General features: G+C 69.7%; 22 protein-coding genes. 14 read left to right on the forward strand and 8 right to left on the reverse strand.

The annotated features are described in order from the left end of the window. Positions 1-7: 7 nt before the first annotated feature. From IE265_RS04745 to IE265_RS04755, 3 genes are read right to left on the reverse strand one after another with little or no spacing between them, the layout of a single operon-like run. Positions 8-871: a protein NO VEIN domain-containing protein gene (locus IE265_RS04745; protein ID WP_190034033.1), complete on the reverse strand. Its 864-nt coding sequence runs from the start codon at positions 869-871 to the stop codon at positions 8-10. Then, positions 855-2,687, reverse strand: coding sequence for a DEAD/DEAH box helicase (locus tag IE265_RS04750; protein WP_190034034.1), 1,833 nt, complete (start codon positions 2,685-2,687; stop codon positions 855-857). The genes IE265_RS04745 and IE265_RS04750 overlap by 17 nt, the downstream gene beginning before the upstream one ends. After that, entirely contained in the window at positions 2,687-4,099 is a 1,413-nt protein-coding gene (locus tag IE265_RS04755; protein ID WP_190034035.1) for a ParB/RepB/Spo0J family partition protein, read from the reverse strand. The genes IE265_RS04750 and IE265_RS04755 overlap by 1 nt, the downstream gene beginning before the upstream one ends. A gap of 126 nt (positions 4,100-4,225) precedes the next feature. On the opposite strand from IE265_RS04755, the gene IE265_RS04760 reads away from it, so the two are divergent. From IE265_RS04760 to IE265_RS04775, 4 genes are all read left to right on the forward strand, one after another. After that, positions 4,226-4,915 (forward strand): KpnI family restriction enzyme N-terminal domain-containing protein, encoded by a 690-nt coding sequence (locus IE265_RS04760; protein ID WP_229916030.1) that lies wholly within the window; start codon positions 4,226-4,228, stop codon positions 4,913-4,915. A 240-nt stretch (positions 4,916-5,155) separates the two neighbouring features. Continuing rightward, a complete protein-coding gene (gene dcm / locus IE265_RS04765; protein WP_190034036.1) occupies positions 5,156-6,514 on the forward strand; it encodes a DNA (cytosine-5-)-methyltransferase in 1,359 nt (452 codons plus the stop codon). Between the two features lie 109 nt (positions 6,515-6,623). Next, on the forward strand, positions 6,624-6,980 hold the full coding sequence (locus tag IE265_RS04770; protein WP_373302902.1) for a transposase: 357 nt from the start codon (positions 6,624-6,626) through the stop codon (positions 6,978-6,980). Between the two features lie 58 nt (positions 6,981-7,038). Beyond that, complete coding sequence (locus IE265_RS04775; protein WP_190034038.1) at positions 7,039-7,383, forward strand: hypothetical protein; 345 nt, start codon at positions 7,039-7,041, stop codon at positions 7,381-7,383. A 10-nt stretch (positions 7,384-7,393) separates the two neighbouring features. Here the strand turns inward: IE265_RS04775 and IE265_RS04780 are convergent, their stop codons facing one another. The 3 genes from IE265_RS04780 to IE265_RS04790 all read right to left on the reverse strand — a co-directional run bounded on the left by IE265_RS04780 (position 7,394) and on the right by IE265_RS04790 (position 10,576). Then, positions 7,394-7,939: a hypothetical protein gene (locus tag IE265_RS04780; RefSeq protein ID WP_190034039.1), complete on the reverse strand. Its 546-nt coding sequence runs from the start codon at positions 7,937-7,939 to the stop codon at positions 7,394-7,396. Positions 7,940-8,456: 517 nt separating this feature from the next. Further along, entirely contained in the window at positions 8,457-9,044 is a 588-nt protein-coding gene (locus IE265_RS04785) for a KpnI family restriction enzyme N-terminal domain-containing protein (protein WP_190034040.1), read from the reverse strand. 95 nt (positions 9,045-9,139) lie between these two features. Beyond that, a complete protein-coding gene (locus IE265_RS04790; protein ID WP_190034041.1) occupies positions 9,140-10,576 on the reverse strand; it encodes a PIN-like domain-containing protein in 1,437 nt (478 codons plus the stop codon). Positions 10,577-11,193: 617 nt separating this feature from the next. Here IE265_RS04790 and IE265_RS04795 point away from each other — a divergent pair. The 3 genes from IE265_RS04795 to IE265_RS04805 are packed head-to-tail and all read left to right on the forward strand — an operon-like array spanning position 11,194 to position 13,390. Further along, positions 11,194-12,258: an aromatic ring-hydroxylating dioxygenase subunit alpha gene (locus IE265_RS04795; protein WP_190034042.1), complete on the forward strand. Its 1,065-nt coding sequence runs from the start codon at positions 11,194-11,196 to the stop codon at positions 12,256-12,258. Next, positions 12,255-12,449: a hypothetical protein gene (locus IE265_RS04800; RefSeq protein WP_190034043.1), complete on the forward strand. Its 195-nt coding sequence runs from the start codon at positions 12,255-12,257 to the stop codon at positions 12,447-12,449. Before IE265_RS04795 ends, IE265_RS04800 begins: the two co-directional genes overlap by 4 nt. Continuing rightward, the gene (locus IE265_RS04805; RefSeq protein WP_190034044.1) at positions 12,446-13,390 is read left to right on the forward strand and encodes a PDR/VanB family oxidoreductase; all 945 of its coding nucleotides are present in this window, start codon (positions 12,446-12,448) and stop codon (positions 13,388-13,390) included. The genes IE265_RS04800 and IE265_RS04805 overlap by 4 nt, the downstream gene beginning before the upstream one ends. Here the strand turns inward: IE265_RS04805 and IE265_RS04810 are convergent. Continuing rightward, positions 13,341-14,156, reverse strand: a complete 816-nt coding sequence (locus tag IE265_RS04810) for an IclR family transcriptional regulator domain-containing protein (RefSeq protein ID WP_190034045.1) — start codon at positions 14,154-14,156, stop codon at positions 13,341-13,343. The genes IE265_RS04805 and IE265_RS04810 overlap by 50 nt on opposite strands. 184 nt (positions 14,157-14,340) lie before the next feature. Between IE265_RS04810 and IE265_RS04815 the strand changes: the two genes are divergently transcribed. From IE265_RS04815 to IE265_RS04830, 4 genes are read left to right on the forward strand one after another with little or no spacing between them, the layout of a single operon-like run. Beyond that, on the forward strand, positions 14,341-15,315 hold the full coding sequence (locus tag IE265_RS04815; protein ID WP_190034046.1) for an ABC transporter substrate-binding protein: 975 nt from the start codon (positions 14,341-14,343) through the stop codon (positions 15,313-15,315). Then, a complete protein-coding gene (locus IE265_RS04820; protein WP_190034047.1) occupies positions 15,312-16,085 on the forward strand; it encodes an ABC transporter permease in 774 nt (257 codons plus the stop codon). Before IE265_RS04815 ends, IE265_RS04820 begins: the two co-directional genes overlap by 4 nt. An 8-nt stretch (positions 16,086-16,093) precedes the next feature. Beyond that, a complete protein-coding gene (locus IE265_RS04825) occupies positions 16,094-16,873 on the forward strand; it encodes an ABC transporter permease (protein ID WP_190034105.1) in 780 nt (259 codons plus the stop codon). A gap of 20 nt (positions 16,874-16,893) precedes the next feature. Then, positions 16,894-17,748 (forward strand): ABC transporter ATP-binding protein, encoded by an 855-nt coding sequence (locus IE265_RS04830; RefSeq protein WP_190034048.1) that lies wholly within the window; start codon positions 16,894-16,896, stop codon positions 17,746-17,748. A 220-nt stretch (positions 17,749-17,968) separates the two neighbouring features. Here the strand turns inward: IE265_RS04830 and IE265_RS04835 are convergent, their stop codons facing one another. Next, positions 17,969-18,637, reverse strand: a complete 669-nt coding sequence (locus tag IE265_RS04835; RefSeq protein WP_190034049.1) for an MmyB family transcriptional regulator — start codon at positions 18,635-18,637, stop codon at positions 17,969-17,971. Between the two features lie 276 nt (positions 18,638-18,913). Between IE265_RS04835 and IE265_RS04840 the strand changes: the two genes are divergently transcribed. From IE265_RS04840 to IE265_RS04850, 3 genes are read left to right on the forward strand one after another with little or no spacing between them, the layout of a single operon-like run. Further along, positions 18,914-19,576, forward strand: a complete 663-nt coding sequence (locus tag IE265_RS04840; RefSeq protein WP_190034106.1) for a helix-turn-helix domain-containing protein — start codon at positions 18,914-18,916, stop codon at positions 19,574-19,576. A 32-nt stretch (positions 19,577-19,608) separates the two neighbouring features. Continuing rightward, complete coding sequence (locus IE265_RS04845; protein WP_190034107.1) at positions 19,609-20,139, forward strand: toxin-antitoxin system, toxin component; 531 nt, start codon at positions 19,609-19,611, stop codon at positions 20,137-20,139. A gap of 15 nt (positions 20,140-20,154) precedes the next feature. Then, positions 20,155-21,420: an MAB_1171c family putative transporter gene (locus IE265_RS04850; RefSeq protein ID WP_190034050.1), complete on the forward strand. Its 1,266-nt coding sequence runs from the start codon at positions 20,155-20,157 to the stop codon at positions 21,418-21,420. Positions 21,421-21,422 lie beyond the last annotated feature (2 nt).

Here is a 21,422-nt window from a genome sequence, read left to right on the forward strand (position 1 = left end):
CCCGCCTTCAGCCGCCCACGCCGCCCACGCCGCCGCGAAGCATTGCCCCGGTCGTCCCTGCCCTGAGTAAGGGGGCCAGCCGCGGGATGCCAGGTACGACCGCGTCCGGAGGTACGTCGAGCCGGCATGCCTCCCAGCGCCCGAAAGGGCCTCCGTCTTGCGGCACTTGGGCGCTGATCCACTCGGCGGCGACGGACGCGACTGCAGCGATTTCGTAGCCCTGCGTGAGCTGTACGGCCACGAGCTGCCATGCCGGGTCGCGGCGCATGGTCTCGTACTCGTGCCGGGACAGGTAGAAGGCCAGCCTTCCGCGCCGCACGGTGCTCTTCGCTTCGATGTGCAGCGGGCGCCCTCTCGCGTGTACGGCGATGTCGTATCCGAAACCGTCGGAGTGCGCGGCTACGTGCTCGACGCGTGCGTCAACCGCTTCGGCGAGGAGGGCAACGAGGGCCAGTTCGCCGACGCTGCCGATGAGGGCCCGCGCCTCCGTATCAACCTTGCCCCAGACTGCGCTGACCTGCTCGTACGCCTCGCCCTCTGAGAGGCGCAGTGCCTCTGCGGCCCGCAGGGCGTCGTCCGGGAGCTCCTCAGGGCCGCGCACGAGGACGTCGGCGTCCTGGAGCCACGGCGCACCGCTGGAGGCCAGGGCGGCGCGGAAAACGAGCTCGCCCACTGCGGCGCTGCGGTCCAGGTCCTCGAGCAGGCCGTTCTCGCCGAGCCACGTGTAGGCCGCTTCGTACTGTGTGGGGGTGAGGTCGCTGTAGTCGGCGTGATGGATGAACAGCGCGCGGCACCGCGCGGGGCTGGAGGCCGGGAGCCGCTCCAACCACCGCGCTGCGGCGCGCAGGACGGGGCTAGGCGGGACGGGCACGGAGGTGGCCCATTAGCGCCTGAATGTCCCTCTGGTCGAGGCCGCCGCCGACGGCCGGCTCCTCGTCGAGGTCGGCGAGCTCTTGGACAGCGGGGTCGTCGAGAATGCGCCCCATGAAGAGCAGTTTGTCACTCAGCCGCTGCTCGACGACCTCGTCGAGGCTCCCTTCGGAGGCGAGCACGGTGATGCGGGTCTCCGCTTCGGGCGCGAGGCCTAGGCGGTGGATCCGGTCGAGGCTCTGCAGGAACCGCCCGGCCGCGAAGTCGCGGTCGACGTAGACCGCGTCGTGGCAGTCGTGGTGCAGGCTGATGCCCTCGCCGAGCGTGGCCGGGTTGGACAGCAGCACCATGCAGTCCGGGTCCTTCCGGAAGCGCTCGATCTCTGCTTCGCGGTCTTCCGTGCCTCCATGGACCATGGCCGGCCGGAACTCCCTGAGGACCCTCTCCAGGGTGTTCAGGCTGCGGATGAACGTGGACCACACCAGGGTCTTGCGGCCCTGGGCAGCGTTCATCGCGACGATGGCCAGGACCTCGCGGTACTTTGGGGACATCTCGTAGCTGGGGAGGTCCCGCATGAGGTCGAAGAGCGGGCTGCCCTCGGGCACGGCCAGGGGCGGGACCTGGTAGTTCAGCGGTTCGTAGCGGGTTGTGCCGACAGCGAGCAGGGCCGGGCTGGTCGCCGCCATCAGCATGTAGACGATGATCTTGCCGAGTGCCTGGAAGTCGCCTTCCGATCCGGCGGCCCGGGCCGAAAAGCGGCCGATGAGGGCTTCGTACACCTCCTGGTGCAGCGGTGGCATCGGAAGCGTGCGGAGCGTCATCGTCACCGGGGGCAGCCCCAGTTCGTGCTTGGTCGTGCGGGTGAACAGTGGGCGCAGCACCTGGCTGGCCTTCGCGAGGTCGCCGCCGGCTACGGCCTGCGTCACCTTCTGGCGGCCGTACCCGGGCCACACGAACCCGAAGAGGTTCTCGATGTCCTTGACCCCGTTGGGAGCCGGGGTGCCGGTCAGGATCAACCGGTGGCGCGCCCGCGGGCCCAGGGCGAGGCAGGCCGCCCCGTACGTCCCCTCGGCGCCGAGCTTCATCCGGTGCGCCTCGTCGAGGAGGAGCATGGAGGGCCGGGCGCTCAGCCACTGGCCGAGCTCCTCGACGGACTGACTGAGGCGCTCGTAGTTCACGATGCGCACGTCCGCTGCCGGATCGGCGACCCGGGACAGCACCTCCATGCGCAGCGGCTCGCTGAGGCACTGGGTGTTCTCGTACTGCCACGACTCGTAGCAGGACTTCGGACCGACGATCAGCAGACGCTCGACACCCTTGGTAGTGCGCAGTGCCTGGAACACAGCAAGTCCGACGCGCGTCTTGCCGGCCCCCGGGACGGAGAAATTGGCCCCGTGGCGCAGCGAGAGGAGCTTGGCGATGTCCCGGCGCTGGAAGGAGGTGAGGCCGGCGGTCCACCCAGGTCCGAGCAGCCCGTCGACCTCGTCCTCCTGCACCTCGCCGGCTCCGCCGGATACCGGGTCGAGGCGTTCGGACACCGTTTGGGCGTCCGCGGCGGAATCTGTCGCAAGCGCGGCCAGCTGCGGATCCCACGAGACGCTCGACTGCGCGGGCCATGCCGCAAGTGCCACGAGGTTCGTCAGCAGGTCGTCAAGATCGACTTCCATGCTCCCGGGAGAGCGCTGCACACCGCTGCGGAAGCGCAGGGCGAGACGGCGCAGATCTGCCTCGTGCCCCGCGCCGGCCCGCAAGCGCGCCTTCGCCACGCTGTCTCCGAAGCCGATCTCCAGGCTCGCCGCGGAGGCGGGCAGTCCCATCAGCTCTCCCGGGTGGCGTTGAGCAGCCACTCGACGCCGTCACCCGGCGAGCTGAACGTGCGGCCCGCCTGCTTGGCAAGGCGCGCGAGGCTCGCACGGAGCGTGAGCAGCGCGTCGTCGAAGGAGTCCTCATCGAGCGCGCGCTTCGCCTTCGCCTCGGCGAACTCCGCCGCGCACTGGTTCACGTAGTCCGCGGCATCCGTCAGGCGCTCGGGCACCGCGATCTTCCGCTTCTGCAGCTGAGCGTTCTGGCCGGCCAACTTCACAGCGACGTCGAACGTGCCGCGGGCCGACTTGATCTTCGCAGCGGCCTGTGTCACCTCCGCGGGCGTGAGCTTGTCGCCCGCGAGGGTCGCAGCCTTGGCCTTCAGCAGGTTGTCGGTGAGGGCCCGCGTCGCCTTCACCACGGCGGTGCCGTCCGGGACCGCGACGCCGGGCAGGCCGGGGATGAACACTGCGGCGGACTCCTGCGCGGCAGGGCGCAGGTCGTCCGGCAGCCGCTCATCGAGGAAGCGGGTGTGGAAGTCGGCTTCAGCAAGGCGGACCGAGGTCTTCGGGTAGTTCAGGACGACCATCGCGAGCCGGGACTCCTTCAGCTGCTCGGCTGCATCCGGGTCCGTCTTCGCGAGCTTGGTGTAGTCGCGCTGCAGCTCGCGCAGCTTCTCCTGGTGGTCTTCGAAGTCGACCAGCCTCAGTCCGACGCCGCTGGCCGGATCCTTGCTGCGATCGATGGCGTCGTTCACGAGCTGGTAGACCCAGCGGTCCTGGCGGAGCGTGGTGGTCTTGATGTTGAAGTCCCGTGCCACGTCCTCCGGCCGGCGCCCGTTGGCCAGCTCCTCCTCGATCGCGATCAAGCGGTTGATGTAGGAGTACTCGCGCCGCTTGTCCTTCCTCAGCTGGAGGGCAAGCTCGACGTTGTTGATGTCCCGTCGCGAAGTGTCCGCCGGCAGGACCCCAACGCGGATGTCCTTGATCCCGAGCTTCCGGAGGGCCGCGCAGCGGGTGTTCCCGTCGACGAGGATGCCGTCGGGGCTGATGATGCCGGGCTCCTTCTGCCCGAAGTCGTCGAGCTCGTCCTGGAGCGCAGTGAAGTCCGGGTCGGTCTGGGTCGGATTCGCCGGGCTCCGGCTGAGGAGGAGGGCGAGGTAGTCCTGCGCGGATTCGCTCCAGGGCTCCTCCTCCAGCACCTGGTTCTGCTCGGGGTCCAGCGTGCGCTGCGCGCGGATGCGGTGGGTGTCGGGGTTGAGGTAGAGGAGGTCCACCGGCATGGAGATCACGCTCAGATGCTTCTGCTCACCGCGCCACTCCACCGTGACCTTGGCGCCGTTCTCAGCCATAGCCTGCTTCACCCGCTCCTCGACCATGGGCCGGATCCGCTCGCCCTCGGGCGGAACACCGAACTTCACAGCCATAGCCAAGCCTCTCCTAGGTGGGTAAGCAGCCGTACGCGCTCGTCAGGAATAATGGCAGGAGCCACTGACAAGGGGCTGGTGATCACCCAGACTTGCACGTCTGACGACCTGAGAAACGGAGCAGACGTGACCCTCCCCGCCTGGAACGACCCGTCCTTCAAGGGCGGAACCATGATCAGGGGCGCGCTGTGGCTCGTCCAGGAGATCGGTGAGGGCCACACCTTCACCAAGGAGCGGCTCCGCAACGCGTTCCCCGGCGTCTCGCAGGCGGACCGCCGACTCCGCGACCTCCGGTCCTACGGGTGGGTCATCCACACGAACACCGAGGACGCCTCGCTCATGGCCGAGGACCAGCGTTTCGTGAAGGCCGGGGTCGCCGTGTGGGACCCGGCCGCCCGCCGGGCAGCTGCACCCGAGAAGACGATCACGGCCAAGCAGATCCAGGCCGTACTCGCCCGCGACCACTACATGTGCACGGTGTGCGGCATCGGCAGCGCAGAGCCCTACCTGGATGACTCGAACCAGACGGCAGTGCTTTCGGTCACCCGTCGTGTCTCCGTTCTCCTCGAGGGACGTGAGGAGGAGCACCTGGTCACGGAATGCAAGCGCTGCCGTGCAGGTGGCGGCGGGCAGGCGGCACGCGCCGACGGAACCCTCGCGGAGATCAAAAGCTTGGACCCAGAAGATCGGCGGCGGCTGGTCCGGTGGGCCGAGCGGGGTCGCCGCGGCTCGACATCGCTCGAGCGGGCATGGAACGCCTACCGCCGCCTCCCCGCAGCGGCCCAGAAGGAAATCCTCAAGGCACTTGGCTCCTGACCAGCACTGGAGACGCCTTCCTCGCCGGATGATCACGCTGGAAGCCGTCACTGGCGCCGCGTAGACTCCCCACGTCTTGCCCGGTTAAGAGAGGCTGATAAGCGCCCATCGGCCGCCACCTGCGACTATGGTGCTGGCGCGGAGCCTGTGCTGCCGGATACCTGTGTGTTCATTTGGGTGGTTGCAGAAGCACCGCCGCTTCTGCGCTGGAGAGCCTGGCGTGCCTGGAGGGAGATCGCTATGTCGGCTGTCGGGCCTGAGAGGCCGCTTGAGGTCGTCGAGATCTGCGCGGGCGCGGGCGGCCAAACCCTCGGCCTGGAGCGGGCAGGTTTCCGCCACCGCCTCGCCATCGAGCTCGACGACAAGGCTGCCGAGACGCTGCGCCGCAATCTTGTGGAGTTTCTCGGATACAGCGAGGACGAGGCACGCGACTCCGTAAAGGTCGGGGACGTCGCGGACCCGGCTGTCTGGAACCCGGTGCTCGATGCCGAGGACCTTGACCTCCTCGCCGGCGGAGTGCCCTGCCCCCCCTTCAGCATCGCGGGCAAACAGCTGGGGTCGAGCGATGAGCGCGATCTCTTCGCCTGGGCCGTCGAGCTCTGCGGCAAGGTGCGTCCGAAGGCCCTGCTGCTGGAGAACGTGCGCGGACTCAGCGCCAACCGCTTCGCTGGCTACCGCCAGCATGTCCTCGACCGACTCAAGGACTACGGCTACATCGCAGACTGGCAGCTCCTCCAGGCGGACGACTTCGGTGTCTCTCAGTTGCGTCCGCGCTTCGTGCTAGTTGCGCTCCAGGAGGAGTTCGCCCCGTACTTCGTTTGGCCGGAGCGCAGGCCGGGGACGGCCAAGTCCATTGGTGAGCTCCTGGTAGACCTCATGGCGAAGAACGGCTGGACGGGCGCCCATGAATGGGCCGAAGCTGCATCCGGTATCGCGCCCACCATCGTCGGCGGATCCAAGAAGCACGGGGGCGCCGACCTCGGCCCGACGCGTGCTAAGCGCGCGTGGGCGGAAAAGGGCGTCGACGCGATGGGCGTGGCCAACGAGGCGCCCTCTGCAGCGGGTCCCCCTGTCATCGAGGGCCGCCCCCGTCCGAAGCTGACCACAGCCATGGTGGCCCGCATCCAGGGCTGGCAGGACCCAGACAGCGAGGTGAACGCCGACGAGGACGACTTCCGCTGGCGGTTCCACGGCCGGAAGACCAGCGTGTACCGGCAGATCGGCAACGCGTTCCCCCCGCCCGTCGCCAAGGCGCTCGGCGACTCGATCAGGAACGCGCTGAACAAGGTCGGCGAGCCCCACGACCTAGTCGAAACCGCGGATGTCGTCACCGACCCCGTTTACAAGCTGCTGCGCAGCAGTACGCGAGCACTCTCAGTCGACCAGATCATCGCCAAGCTCGCGGCCGCGGGCACTGCCATGGACCACCCGACGGTGGAGCGGCACCTCAACCACCTCATGCACGACTTCGAAGTGTCCACGGTGACGCGAGCTAACGGGGCCGCCGCGTACAGCATCGGCGAGTTCAAAGCTTTCGTCGGTCAGGACGACCATCAGCGCCACGATCTCTTCACCCAGCACCGATCCAAGATCAGCTGACCCTTATGGTCGCGAACCCGGCGGGATCAGAGAGCGCTTCCACCGGTGTGGGTCAAACCGGCGCCTGGGGGACGCCGTTGACGGTGAGCGCTGAGTCGAGGCGAGGGCTATCCTCGACACCGGCGACCGCGCCGCCGCACAGACCCTGCTCGCGCGGGTTGTCGACGCGCACCATCGGTTGGAGCTGGTCTGGGCCGACGGCGGCTACACCGGCAGCCTGATCGAGCACTGCCTCACCGCGTTCGCCCTGGTCATTGCGGTCGTCAAACGCAGTGACAACATGCGCGGCTTCGTGGTCCTGCCCAAGCGGTGGATCGTCGAGCGGTTCTTCGCTCACCTGATGCGCACCCGCCGCCTGGCGCGCGGCTTCGAGCGCCGCACCAGCAGCGCCGAGGCGATGATCTACTGGTCGATGACCCTGCTCGTGACCCGCCGCCTTGCCCGGCCACGCCCCTCGCGAGGGTGAACCGGTCCGCCGCTGGGCTTCTGGCCCAAGCCAGGTTGGCACCTGAGATCATTCGCCCATGAGCTACGACCTGGCCGTGTGGGACGGAGAGCAGCCGCGCGGCGACGACGCCGGCGCTGCCTTCGACGAGCTTTACGAGCGCTACCTCGATTCTGACGACGAGATCGCCGAGCTGTCGTCGCGCATCGTGGCCTACGTTGAGGCACTCGTCGAGCGGTATCCAGACGATGTCGCCAGCAGCCCCTGGGCGTCACCGCCCGTCATGGGAGAGGCCTCGGGCCCGATCGTCTATCTGCTCATGTCCTACAGCAGGGCGGAGGAAGTCTCCGAATATGCGGCTGCCCTGGCACGCGAGCACGGACTCGTCTGTTACGACCCCCAGGGAGAAACCCTGCGGGTCTGACGGTCGCCGTTCACAATTCCTCGCCTTGTCCGGCCACGCACTGCGAGAGCGAGAACCGACCCGGCACCGGCTCGACCAGCCACCCCCGGGCCACCATCCGCTTCGCCTTCGACCGCAACGCCTCCACCTTTGCCGGCACCACCTCGAGGCCGAAGCAGACGGCCATCTCCTGGCAGGAAAGCGGACCTTGACCAAGTCGGTCGCGGTCGGCAAGGACTCGCAGAATGCGCTGATAGTCCACCGACAGCACTGACCGAGCCAGCCCCGCACGCCACATCGGCACCACCGACTTCGACTTCGCTGATTCCGAAGCCCCGGCAGCCACCGGCTGTTCACCGCCATCCGGCAGGTCCACAGCGACATCAGGACCGGCGACGTCACCTTCGCCTGGGGCCAGTACCTCGCCGACACGCGAGCAAGCGATGACCCACTCGTTCCAATCCCGCTCGGCTACGGCCAGCTCCGCCTGGATCCGATCGGCCTCCTCCCGCAGTTCATCCACACGACGGCGAGCGGCGCATTCGCGCTGTTCCAGCAGTCCCACGACCGACGGCATCCCTGACCTCCACCGGAGCGACGACACAACAGGTCACCACTGCAACGGAACCGCCACTCCTATGCCTGACCAGCGGAAATGAAGTCCTCAAGCTCGGAAAGACAACGGCTTCTTAGCCAGCCCAGCCGTCGGCTCTCGAAGCGCACGAGCAGCTCCCCACGCAGAGAACCGTGCGGCCGTCACCACCACATACGGACGGCTGGCCGTTGTACCGAGGGTGACCTCGGCTCACAACATGGTCATCCTAGAGGCCGCTGACCTCGCGATCTTCAGAGCAGACCGGTCTAACCCGACCGAGCTACGCGTCTATGCCTCAGACCGGGGCGACGGACGGGCGCGAGGGTGCCCGCAGGCTGCAAGCCTTCGACCACAGCTGGGCGTTGCAGAGGAGGGATGCGGACGGGCCGTTCACCCTTCCGACTGCTTCAACCTCTCGGCACCAGCGCCCTGGCGGCAACTCCGCAGCCAGCACTCCAAGATCACCTGCTGCGCGGTCAGGGCCCGCGCAGCAGCCAAGTCATGCGTCGAGGGCAGCGATCAACTGCTTCTGCTCGGCTTCAGTCAGGGAGGCCTTCTTGATCGCCTTGGCAACGAGTGCCGACATCTGGGCGGGATCGAGATCCAGCGACGCCAGCAGGTAGCAGCCGACTCCGTCGCGCTTCACCGAATCGATGCGGAGACCGAGCTCTCGCAGTTCGCGGATGCGCCGTTCAGTGTGGACGTCATCCGCGTTGAGGGCACGCAGGACCGCCGTATCCACCGGCTTGCCCATGTTCTCGCGCAGGAGCCCGAACAGGTCCTGGCAGGCAACGGAGTCGTACGGGACGGCCAAGTACTTCTCGGGGATCCGGTCGCCGAAGCGCTCTTGCAGTGACTCACGGACGCGCGAACGCAGCTCCTCGAAGCCAGGACGGGACAGCGGCAGGGTGGCGCGAAGCAGTTCCTGCATCGAGCGGGCCAGGTCCTTCTTCGCGAACAGGTAGGCGCTAAAGACAGCCTCGGCGGACTCATCAGCGGCTCCAAGCAGAGTCGCCAGCTCGTCCACAGCGAACTTGGTACTGGGCTTGTGGCGCCCCCAGGCGGCGTACGCTTCCTCGTTCTCCATGGCTCCTCTTCAGCACACTGCTCCGCAGCAGGGCGCGGGTTGCTAGCTGGGATGTGCACGGGGACCGTTTCGGGGCCCTGCGGCGGTAGCCCGGACTACTTAGAAGGCGACCGGTTCGCTTCGGCCTGCTGCGCGGCGAGGCTTCGGAGGACGTCATGGTCGGACTTCGGCAGCTCGCTGAGGAGCCGGATGAACCAGGACGCGATCCAGCAGGAATCACGGTGGACCCAGTCTCCTGGCCTGAACACGGTCGCAGGTTCCCACGAGCCGCGCGGGGGCTCATCGCCCCGGACAGCGGCAGCGATATCGATCTTGAACTCAGCCGCGGAAACCTCTCGCCGCCCCAGCTGCGCGGTGACACCGATGATCCACCACTGGAAAATGCGGAACGACGGCGCCGCCGACTCCAAAGCAGTCCGCGTCCCCATCGTGGTAAGCCCGACGGAACGGGCTGCTTGGGTAGCGAGGCCTCGGGGCGGCGCCAGATGGGCCGCGCTCTGCACGGTGACGAGGCTGCTCTCCTCGTCACCGTCGACCGGAGGATCCAGGGCTGAGGAGACCCGCTCGATCTCTTCGTACGTAGTGACGTCCAGATCAGTGTGAAGGAACTGCTTGATGCCGGCGTAGAAGAGGGAGGGGGTCTCGATGCGAAGTTCCGCACCAGCCCTCGTGCGCACTTCGTCAAAGAGCCTGGGCCAGGGTCGCTGGGCACCCCCGGCGCCCTTCCTGGTCTCGTACCAGTCCTCCTTCGTATCGTTGGAGACGAAGAGGATGCGGGATCCGGCTGGAAGGCTCTGTGCGTACTCGACCACTTCCTCCCAGAGTAGGAAGTCACCTGCGGCCTTCACGGGGGTTTCCTTGCCGAAGTCCCGGTAGCCCGGGGGGATCTCATTGGGGAAGCGAAAACCGACGGCCTCCTCGATCCGCTCCCGCAGTACGGAGTCGGCCGGCTGAGTACCGATGCGGTCGCCGTACATGCGAGCCACGCGGAGGAGGACGGGGTCATTGGCCTCGGCAACGTTCGCCGGCAGCCCGTGCTGCAACTTGAGCCCGTCGAGGTGCTTCTTGAGCAGGGCGCGGTTCTCCTGCAGCAGGTCGCTCACCGATGAATCGCTGATGAGCAGCGCCAGCTCCTCGCCAACGTCGAGCGCTGCTCCGTACTTGGCAAGGTGCCTGATCACGACATTGCGTGCCGCAATGACCGATGCCACCGCCTGCGTCAGATGCTGGTTGACCTCCTTGGCAGCACCAGTGAGGGCGGCCTTGCGGGACTCCAAGGTGCTCCGCCGACCGCGTACGAACTCCAGGCCCACCTGATGCGGCATCCAGAGCCGATCCGAGACAGCCTCCAATGCCGTGAACACGTCCTCGCGAGCCGACTCGGTGTACTCGTACAGGCTGAGCAGGATGTTCGTGTCGAGGACGACGAGACCGCTGGTGAAGAACTGCTCCCGAGCGGCGTCCTCCGCCGAAGGCGCTGGCTCGAGCCAGGACCTGAAGCGCTGGATCAACGGGGGTTCACTCGGATCCACTTGCTCTCCTTGGAGCTCGCCACCACCTTTTCGGAGGATCATGCTGTCATGAGATCGGGCCTAGCAACGATAGGTATTGGTGCACCCGTCCATTGGCAGTGCAGCTCTGCCGGTCTCGTCCACCGGCTACCAGCGGCCTAGAGGATGGCCGCCCCAGCCTTGTTGAGCTGCAGCGCCTCCGCGGCCACGGAAGCGGGCGCACGACCAGACTCCAGGCCCGACATCCCCCTTCGACGGCCCGGGGCGCCCGACCCCCTCCCCAGCCACATGCGACCCGGCTCCGGACCCTTGCTTCTCCCACGGCCCGGCCCTGCATGGTTGATCTGCGGCGATGCAATTGCTGCTCCTATACAGACAGTTGGCGGCGCAATAATCGATGCAAAAGAATCAGACCTTCCATGTCTCGCAAAGCGGGAGCGCCAAGCTCGACGCGACCATCATCGGAAAACGGTCAGCAAGGTCGCTGGTTCAGCGCAGCCCTGACCTCGCTCCCCCAGACGAGCACCCACCCTGAACAGGCTTTGCATCTGTCCCTTCCGTGAGATGGAAGAGGTATTGCGCCCCGGTGACGCCGTTCCGGACGATGTCCCCACCGCCCAACCACGGGAGCCGCAGCCATGCCCCACATGACCGCCTTCGCCAGGAACCAGTGGTACGTCGCCGCCCATGCCCCGGAGGTGGGACGGGAGTTGCTCGGACGGACCGTGCTCGGGGAGCCGCTCGTCCTCTACCGGACCGAGGACGAAGGGACGGCCGTCGCGCTGTCCGACCGGTGTGTGCACCGCCGGTTCCCGCTGTCCGCGAGCCGGCTCGACGGCGACCGGATCGTATGCGGCTACCACGGCTTCACGTACGACACCACGGGCGCGTGCGTGTCCGTGCCCGGACAGAAGCGCGTACCCCGCACGGCACGCGTCGCCTCGTACCCGGTGGTGGAGCTGGACTCCCTGGTCTGGGTGTGGATCGGCGACCCGGCGCTCGCCGACCCGGCGGCCGTCCCGCGGGCCCGGCACCTCGACTCCCCCGGCTGGGTCACCGTCCGGGGCATGGAGCCCGTGGACGCCGACTACGGGCTCCTCGTCGACAACCTCCTCGACCTCTCGCACGAGACGTACCTGCACGGCGGGTACATCGGCACCCCCGAGGTCGCCGAGACGCCGATCACCACGGAGGTCGACGAGGACGCGGGCGTCGTCCGGGTCAGCCGGCACATGGACGACGCCGCCTGCCCTCCTTTCTACGCCCGTTCGACGGGGATCGAGGGCCGGATCACCCGCTGGCAGGACATCGAGTACCACGCGCCGTGCCTCTACCTGCTGCACAGCCGCGTCGCCCCCGTCGGGGTGCTGCCCGAGGCGGACGGCAGCGACCCGGACGCCTTCCACACGGAGATCACGTACGCGATCACACCGTCGGCCGAGGGCCGGGTCTACGACTTCTGGGCGGTCTCCCGGGACTTCGCGCGGGACGACGACGAAGTGAGCACGATCCTGCGGGACTTCAACCACACCGTCGTGATGCAGGACGTCGACGCGCTCAACCTGCTGCAACGCGCGCTCGGCACCGAGCGTGCGGGCTACCAGGAGCTGAGCATCAACATCGACACCGGCGGCCTGGCGGCCCGCCGCATCCTCGCCCGGCTGGTCGAGGAGGGCGACAAGCCCGTGGAGCGGGCGCCGTGACCACGGCCGCCGGCCGGGTCCACCGCGTCGACTGGCTGCCGGGCACGGACGTGCTGCGCGGCACCTGCCACTGCGGCGCCGAGCACACCGCGCCGGACCCGGTCGCGATGTGGGAGTGGCTGTTCGCCCACCCCGAGGGCCACTCCCCCGCGGACGGTCCCCCCGGGTCCGGCCGGGGGAGGCCGCGATGACGCCGTACGAGGCCGAACTCGTCGTCGACGCGCTGCACCCGGAGGCCGACGGGGTCCTCGTCCTGACCCTGCGCCGCCCGCTCGGCGGGGAACTGCCGCACTGGGAGCCCGGCGCCCACATCGACGTCGTCCTGGCCCCCGGGCTGGAGCGCCAGTACTCCCTGTGCGGCGATCCCGCCGACCGGGGCGCGTGGCGCGTGGCCGTGCTCAGGGAACCCGCGGGGCGCGGCGGTTCGGAGCACGTGCACCGGCGCATGGCCGTGGGCGACCGGGTCGCGGTGCGCGGCCCCCGCAACCACTTCGCCCTGCTGCCCGCCCCCCGCTACCTGTTCGTCGCAGGCGGCATCGGCATCACCCCGATCCTGCCGATGCTGGCCGCGGCCGACACGGCCGGCGCCCGCTGGTCGCTGCTCTACGGCGGTCGCACCCGCGCCTCCATGGCCTTCACCGGGGAGTTGGGCGCGTACGGGGACCGGGTGCGGATCGCGCCGCAGGACGAGACCGGGCCGCTCGACCTGGACGGCGTCCTCGGCACCCGGGAACCGGGCACCCTCGTCTACTGCTGCGGTCCCGGTCCCCTGTTGGACGCGATGGAGGAGCGGTGCGCCGGACTGCCGGAGGGCACACTGCACGTCGAACGCTTCCGGCCGGGCGCACAAGAGCGCAACGGGCAGGCGGAGTTCGAGGTGGTGCTGGAACGCTCGGGACGCACACTGACCGTCCCCGCCGGGGTCTCCGTGCTCGACACCGTGCGGGCCGCCGGGGTCGAGGTGCTGTTCTCGTGCACCGAGGGCACCTGCGGAACGTGCGAGACCGACGTCGTCGACGGCACCCCGGACCACCGGGACTCGGTGCTCACCGACGAGGAGCGGGCCGCCGGCGGGACCATGCTCATCTGTGTGTCCCGGTCCCTCGGGCGGTGCCTCGTGCTGGACCTGTGACCCTCAGGTCCGCCTCGATCCGGGCGACCGTGGCCAGCAGATGCGGCAGCAGGTCGCGGCGCACGGACTCCACCGAATTGCGGCTGGCGTGCACCGGGATGTTGACCGCCGCCACCGCCGCGCCGTCCCGGTCGCGCACCGGGACGGCCACCGAGCGCAGCCCCTCCTCCAGTTCCTGGTCGACGATCGCGTACCCCTGGCGGCGGACGCGGCGCAGCTCGGCCCGGAGCGCGGCCGCCGACACCAGCGTGCGGGCCGTCAGGCTCCGCAGCTCGGCCCGGGCCAGACGGGCGTCGATCTCCTCGTCGGGCAACTGCGCGAGCAGCACCCTGCCCACGGAGGTCACATGGGCGGGGAAGCGGGTTCCGACGGTGATCGTGGCGGTCATGATGCGGTGGGTGGGCACCCGTGCCACGTACACGATGTCGTCGCCGTCCAGGACGCACAGCGACGACGACTCCCGCACCTGCGCGACGAGTTGCTCCAGATGCGGCTCCGCCAACTCGGGCAGGGTGAAACTGGACAGGTACGAGTAGCCGAGTTCCAGGACCCGGGGGGTGAGCCGGAACATCCGCCCGTCCGTCTGCACGTACCCCAGGTCGACGAGGGTCAGCAGGAAGCGGCGGGCCGCGGCGCGGGTCAGGTCGCCGTGCCGGGCCACGTCGCTGAGGGTCAGTTCCGGATGGTCGGCGTCGAAGGCGCGGATGACGGCGAGTCCGCGCTCGAAGGACCGGACGAAGTGCGGTTCGCGAGCTCCAGCAGCCATCAGCGCCTCCACGAGGACGCACGGGAGTGCGCTCTGCGCACGCTAGGAGCACACTTCCGCAACTGTCAACGTCCTTGCGTGTCAAGGGCATTGACCCCGAACGGGCCTCAGCCCTACGTTCCCGCTGAGCACTTCCGTTCGGTCTGCGCACATCCGTCGAAGGGCTGTCCCACTAGGGGGAGACATGCGTCGTCTGCTCATCGGCCTCGCGGCCGGCACGTTCCTGGTCGCCGCCACGTCCTGCGGTTCGTCGGACGGCTCCGACGGGTCCGGGGACGGGGGCAAGGCGTCCGGCGGCACCACCACGGTGAAGGTCGGTGTCATCCCCATCATCGACGTCGCCCCCCTCTACCTGGGCCAGAAGAAGGGCTTCTACGCCGAGCGCGGCATCAAGCTGTCGCTGACCGCCGCGCAGGGCGGGGCGGCGATCGTGCCGGGCGTCGTCTCCGGCCAGTTCCAGTTCGGCTTCAGCAACACGACGTCGCTGCTGGTCGCGCAGTCCAAGGACCTGCCGATCGAGGCCGTGGTCAACGGAGTGGCCTCCACCGGCAAGGAGGGCGCCGACTTCGCGGCGATAGCCGTGCGCAAGGGCAGCCCCCTGAAGTCCGCCAAGGACCTGGAGGGCAAGAAGGTCGCGGTCAACACGCTGAGCAACATCTGCGACACCTCGGTCAACGAGTCGGTCCGCAAGGACGGGGGCGACCCGTCCGGGCTGAAGTTCGTGGAGATGCCCTTCGACCTGATGCCGGCCGCCGTCGCCAAGGGCCAGGTGGACGCGGCCTGTGTCGTGGAGCCCGCGCTCGCCACCATCAAGGCCGCGGGCGGCACCACCATCGCGTCGAACTTCTACGACGTCTCCCCCGACCTCACCGTGGCCATGTACTTCACGTCGCGGGAGTACGCGGGGAAGAACCCGGAGCTGGTGAAGAAGTTCCGTGAGGCGACGGCCGAGTCCCTGGAGTACGCCGACAGCCACCCCGACGAGGTGCGCGAGATCATCACCACGTACACGAAGATCCCCGCCACGCTGCTGGAGAAGCTGGTCCTGCCGCGCTGGCCCGCCGAGCCGGACCGCGCCTCCATCGAGCGGCTGGCCGAACTGGGGCAGCAGGACGGCCTGTTCAAGAAGACCCCCGACCTGGACAAGCTCCTTCCGTGAGGGGTGAGGGCGCGCTTCTCGGCGCGGCCGGGCTCGCGGGCCTCCTCGCGCTGTGCGAGGCGGTGCCGCGGCTCGGCCTCGTCGAGGACGAGTACTTCCCGCCGGCCAGCCGCGTCGCGGACGCGCTCGCGACGGAGCTGGCCGACGACGCGTTCTGGACCGCTCTGCGGGACACCCTCACCGGCTGGGCGATCGGCCTGGCCGTCGCGGTCGCCGCGGGCGTCCTCGTGGGTGTGCTGATCTCGGTGGTCCCCCTCCTGCGGGAGGCGACCGCGTCGACGATCGAGTTCCTGCGCCCCATCCCCTCCGTGGCCCTGATCCCGCTCGCGGTCCTGCTGTACGGCACGGAACTGCGCTCGGTCCTGCTGCTGGTGGTCTACGCGTCCTTCTGGCAGGTGCTGATCCAGGTGCTGTACGGCGTCCAGGACGTCGACCCCGTGGCCGACGAGACGGCCCGGTCGTACGGACTGGGCAACTGGGCGCGGATCAGGCACGTGGTGTGGCCGACCGCGCTGCCGTACGTCATGACGGGCGTCCGGCTGGCCGCCGCGGTGGCGCTGATCCTCGCCGTCACCGCCGAACTCGTCATCGGAGCACCCGGGTTGGGCGCCCGAATCGCCGTCGCCCAGTCCTCGCAGGCGGTCCCGGAGATGTACGCCCTGGTGGTGGTCACCGGGCTGCTCGGGCTGGCCGTCAACGTGGGCGCGCGCACGGTGGAGCGCCGGGCCCTCGCCTGGCACCAGTCGGTGCGCGGGGAGGTGGCGGTGTGAAGGGCGGTGTGAAGGACTGGCCCCTGAGGCTGTTCCTCGCGCTCGCGCTGCCGTCCGTGCTCCTCGCGGTGTGGTGGTTCGCCTCGGACGACAGCACGGACGTGTACTGGCCGCCGCTGCGCACGATCCTGACCGCGTTCCCCGACGTGTGGACGGGTGATCGGTTGCGCGAGGACGTGCTGCCCAGTGTGCTGCGGCTGTCGGCGGGCTACGCGTGCGCCGCCGCCGCGGGCGTGGGGCTGGGGACGCTGATCGGCTCCCACCGCCGGGTGCGGGCGGTGTGCGAGCCCGCCCTGGAGTTCGTGCGGGCGGTGCCGCCGCCCGTGCTGGTGCCGGTCATCATGCTGTTCGCGGGCATCGGCGACACGATGAAGATCGCGGTCATCGCCGCGGGCTGCGTCTGGCCGATCCTGCTGAACACGGTCGAGGGGGTGCGGAGCCTCGACGCCGTGATGTCGGAGACGGCCCGCTCGTACGGGATCACCGGGGTCGCACGGCTGCGGCACCTGGTGCTCCCGGCGGCGGGTCCGCAGATCTTCGCGGGGCTGCGGCAGGCGCTGTCCATCGGCATCATCCTGATGGTCATCAGCGAGATGTTCGCGGCCGACAACGGCCTCGGCTTCACCATCGTGCAGTTCCAACGCGGCTTCGCCATCGCCGACATGTGGACCGGGATACTGCTGCTCGGCCTCCTCGGGTTCGCGCTGTCGGTCCTGTTCCACACGGTCGAGCGACGGGTGCTCGGTTGGTACCACGGTCTGCGCGACGCCACCCGGCGGTCGTCGTGACCCTCTCGAAAGGGCGGCCCATGCAGGCGCTTCTCGATGTGTCCGGCCTCCGGAAGGTGTACGAGGGCTCGGGACGCCGCGTGGAGGCGCTGCGCGACCTGACCTTCTCCGTCGACGCGGGCGAACTCGTGTGCCTCGTAGGGCCGTCGGGCTGCGGCAAGACGACCCTGCTGAAGTGCGTGGGCGGTCTGCTCGCGCCGACCGGCGGGGAGGTGCGCCTCGGCGGGCGTCCCGTGACGGCGCCGCCGCCCGGGATGGCCGTCGTCTTCCAGGAGTACGGGCGCAGCCTGTTCCCGTGGATGCGGGTGCGGGAGAACGTCGAACTGCCGCTGCGGCAGAAGCGGCTCGACGCGGGGCGGCGCCGCGAACTCGTCGCCGACGCCCTTGAGTCGGTGGGGCTGGCCGACGCGGCGGGCGCCTATCCGTGGCAGCTCTCGGGCGGTATGCAGCAGCGGGTGGCGATCGCCCGGGCGCTCGCGTACGAGCCCGAGGTGCTGCTGATGGACGAGCCGTTCGCGGCGGTGGACGCGCAGACGCGGGCCGACCTGGAGGACCTGGTGCGCGGCCTGTGGCAGCAGCGGGGCATCACGATCCTGTTCGTGACGCACGACATCGACGAGGCCGTCTACCTGGGTGAGCGGGTCCTGGTGCTGTCCTCCTCGCCCACCGTCGTGCAGGAGGAGCTGCGGGTCGACCTCCCTTCCGGCCGCGACCAGTTGCACACCCGGGTGTCACCGCGCTTCGCCGAGTTGCGGACCCATGTGTACGAGCAGGTGCAGGCGGCCAAGCGCGGTGCGCCCGGGGTGCCCTGGCAGCGCGGTGTCCCGCTGCACAAGGACACCGTGTCGGACACACCGCCGTCCCCGACGGGCTGACCCCGTCCGACCCGATGGCCCCTTTCCGCCGGACGGTTCGGCCGGGCGGTTCGGCCGGGGTGCCCGACCAGACCAGGGCTCAGGAGCGGCTCGCGGTCGCGCGGACCGCCTCGTACGACGGGATGCGGCTGCTTCCGTGCCACGGCGTCCCGCTCGTGCTCGTGGTGGCCGGATGATGACCCCGGCGCCGTCGACGACCTGAACCCCGACGGTGCCGGGGTCATGCCTCGGGCGCGGGCACCACGCTGAGATGGGCCGCCGCGCGCCGCGCCTGCCCCGGGCGGCGGACCGCCGTCGGCCGGCGAGTCTCGCGCAGGACCAGCGTCAGCCGCGTGTAGCCCATGTCCGCGAGGGTCTTGGGGGTCTCCTCGACGATCCGGCAGTCCGTACGGCCCCAGCGGGGGTCGGGATGCAGCAGCGGCCGCACCGCGCCGTCGTGCTCGACGGACTCCGGGCCGACCGCCCGGATCCAGTGCGGCAGCCCGTGCCGGTAGGCGGCGTCCATGATCGGGTCCTGCGCGATGTCCCTCAGGACCGACTGGAGTCCGTGGTCCGGTCCGTGCCGCTCCACCGCCGCGGCGAAGTGCGCGAGCATCGGCAGGCACCAGCTCGACTCGTGCTCGCCGAGGACCGTCGCCGCGTCGGGGTGGAACAGCACGAACCGCAGGAAGTTGTCGCCCGGCATGGCGGTCGGGTGCGGGCCCACACCGCGGAAAAGTGTCTCGAAGGCACCGTTCGCGAGGACGACGTCCCAGCGGTGGTCGACGATCACGGAGGGAAAGGACACGGCCTCCAGGAGCAGGGCGTAGTCCTGCAGGTACGCCTGGGCCTCAAGGCTCTCGGGAACGGGTCGCGGCTGTGGCCGCTGCCCTCCTGCCTGGTATGCCATCGGGAGGTCCACCCCTCTTGCCTATGCGGGCTTCACGCGGCGTCGTGATCCTGCTATCCCGGGCCGAGCGGTGTCAACTATCGTGGCATTTGGCGACCGTTGACGGCTGAATCCCGCCACAGTTGTGGCGAGACCTGGATGTGGGTTCGGCCCAAGGGCTACTCTCCGGTCTCCGGGCGATTCACGCCGCACTTCCCGGATTCCCACAGGGACTTCACTACCGAGGGATCCGGTTCCCCGGAGCGCGGCGTCGACAGAGACGTAGGAGACGTGTCGGTGACGGGTGGCTTCGAGGTTCCGGGCGCCGCGGCGACGGGTCTGCTGCCGGCCGTCGTGGCACGCGTGTCCGGACTCGCCGACCGGCTCGGCGCGTCGCGCGACGAGGTGTTCGACGTACGGCGCCTGTCCGCCGCGTCCGGTGTGCCGGAGATCGTGGCCAGGTCCCTCCTGAACGGGCTTCCCGCGGGCGAACCCGACCTCCAGGCCCGCTTCCTGCAACGCCTCGACCTGCTGCGCCGCACCCGCCTCAAGCCCAACGGCCGCCGCTACACCCAGCAGGAGATCGCCGACGGGGCGGGCATGTCCCGCCAGCAGGCCGGCGCGCTCATCAACGGCGACCGCCGCCCCACGATGGAGCACTGCGACGCGATCCAGCGCTTCTTCCGCGTGCACGCGGGGTTCCTGACCGCCGAGGACCCCGAGGCGCTCGCGGGCGCCCTCCAGCGCACCGAGCAGGAACTCCTCCAACGGCTCGCCGACCGGGAGCGGCAGGCGGCCTCCCCGGGGACCGCCGACGACCCGCTGGAGCGGCTGCTGCAGGACCACGGAGTGCGGGGCATCGCCTGGCGGGCCGCGCAACTTCCCACGGACCAGCACCGGGACAAGGTCGCCGAGTGGCTGGACATGCTCCTGGAGAGCGTCAAGCGGCCCAAGTCGTGAGCCGGGGGAATTCTGTGGGCATCGGAAAGGACATGCGCCGGCTGTGCGGCGAGCTGGTCGACGGACTGTCGTTGTCCGCGCCGGCTGCCGCCGCCGACCTCTGCACGGCCCTGTGCGACGCGATGAGCAGGCGCCGCGGCCGTCCCGTGAGGTTCCGCGCCGCCTCGTTCCCGCCGGGCACGGCGAGCGGACTGTGGCTGGACATGGCCGACCAGGACGTCGTGGTCGTCGAGGAACGCACGGCGCCCGACCACCAGTTGGTGATCCTCGGCCACGAGCTGTGGCACATGAACGCCGGACACTGCGGGCGGCACGTGGCGGGCGCCGCCGTCGCCGCCCGGCTGCTGTCGGACGACGCCGACCTGCGCAGCGCGGTGCTGGCCGTGGCGGCGCGCACCCGCTTCGACCTGGCCGACGAGAAGGAGGCCGAGAGCTTCGGGCTGCTGCTGGCCAGCAAGTGCCGTGGCTGGCTGTCGGGTTCACCGCCGCGGGCTCCGCTGGGGCGCGACGGACTGGCCGGGCGCATCGAGGCCTCCCTGGGCTACCGCGGGCCGCGAAGCTGAGGGCGCCGACACACCATGGACGGCTCCAGCTACTACGTTCCCGCGGTCGCCATGACGATCGCCCTCGCCGTCAAGGGCCCCTCGCTGCTGCGGTCCTGGCGCGACCCGCTGCTGCGGTCGGTGTGCACGCTGATGGCGCTCTCGGCGCTGGTCTTCCTCTTCGCGGCGCCGCCCACCATCGCCGAGGTCAACGAACTGCTGGGCGTCACCAACATCTCCGCGCCGCTCGTCTACTGCCTCCTGAGCGCCTTCAGCGGGGCCTGCCTGGTGCTGATCGTCAACTGGCGCGGCGGGCCGGTGGAGTCGACCCGCAGGACCTCGCGCCGCTGGATCGTCGCGTACGGGTGCGTGGTCGTCGCCGTCCTCGTGCTGTTCGCCCTGGGCGACACACCCGTGGAGCGGCTGCGGGACTTCGACACCCACTACGCGCGTGAACCGTTCGTCCGCGAGATGATCGTGCTGTACCTGGCGGCCATCGCCGTGGCGGGCGTCGCGATGAGCGTGATGTGCTGCCGCTGGGCGCTCCAGGTACACGGCACACTGCGGGTCGGCCTGCTGATCATCGTGGCCGGGTACATGCTCAACCTGGCCTATGTGACGACCAAGTTCACCGCTGTCGCCGCACGCTGGAACGGCGTCGACCTCGACCGTCTGAGCACGGACCTGGCGCCCGTGCTGGCCTCCGCGGGAGTACAGGTCAGCGCCGTCGGCTTCTGCTTTCCGCTGGCCTGCCAGCGCCTCGGCGGAACCTGGGCCACCTGGTCGACGTACCGCCGACTGGGACCGCTGTGGCGCGAGTTGGAGTCGGTCTCGCCGCCCGCGCACCGGTCGGTGCGGATGTCGTGGTGGTCGCCCGTCGAACTCCAGGTCACCCGGCGCGAGTCGGACATCCACGACGGGATGCTCAGTCTTTACCCCTACTTCGACGCGGCCCTGCGCGCCCGCGTCCACGACGCGGCCGTGGCGGCGGGCTCCGGTCCCGCGCAGGCCCGGGCCGAGGCGGACGCGGCGATGGTGGCGGCCGCCGTACGAGCTCGGGCCGCCGACCCGGAGGGGCACGCCCTGGACACCGCCGGACGGGCGGGCTCCGGCGGCTCCCCCTCGGGGGACGCCGAACGCCCCGGGCCCCTCCCGTCCCCCGAGGGGCCCCGCGACCTCGTGGGGATGTCCGTGGCCCTGCGCCGGTCGTCCGTGGTCGCCGCCGCCGTCCGGGGCCGCTTCCCGGAGCCGGACACCGGCGCGGACACCCACGCGCGGTCCCGCGAGCCGCACACCGGCTGAGC

Source organism: Streptomyces fructofermentans, from assembly GCF_014651055.1.
Classification (GTDB): domain Bacteria; phylum Actinomycetota; class Actinomycetes; order Streptomycetales; family Streptomycetaceae; genus Streptomyces; species Streptomyces fructofermentans.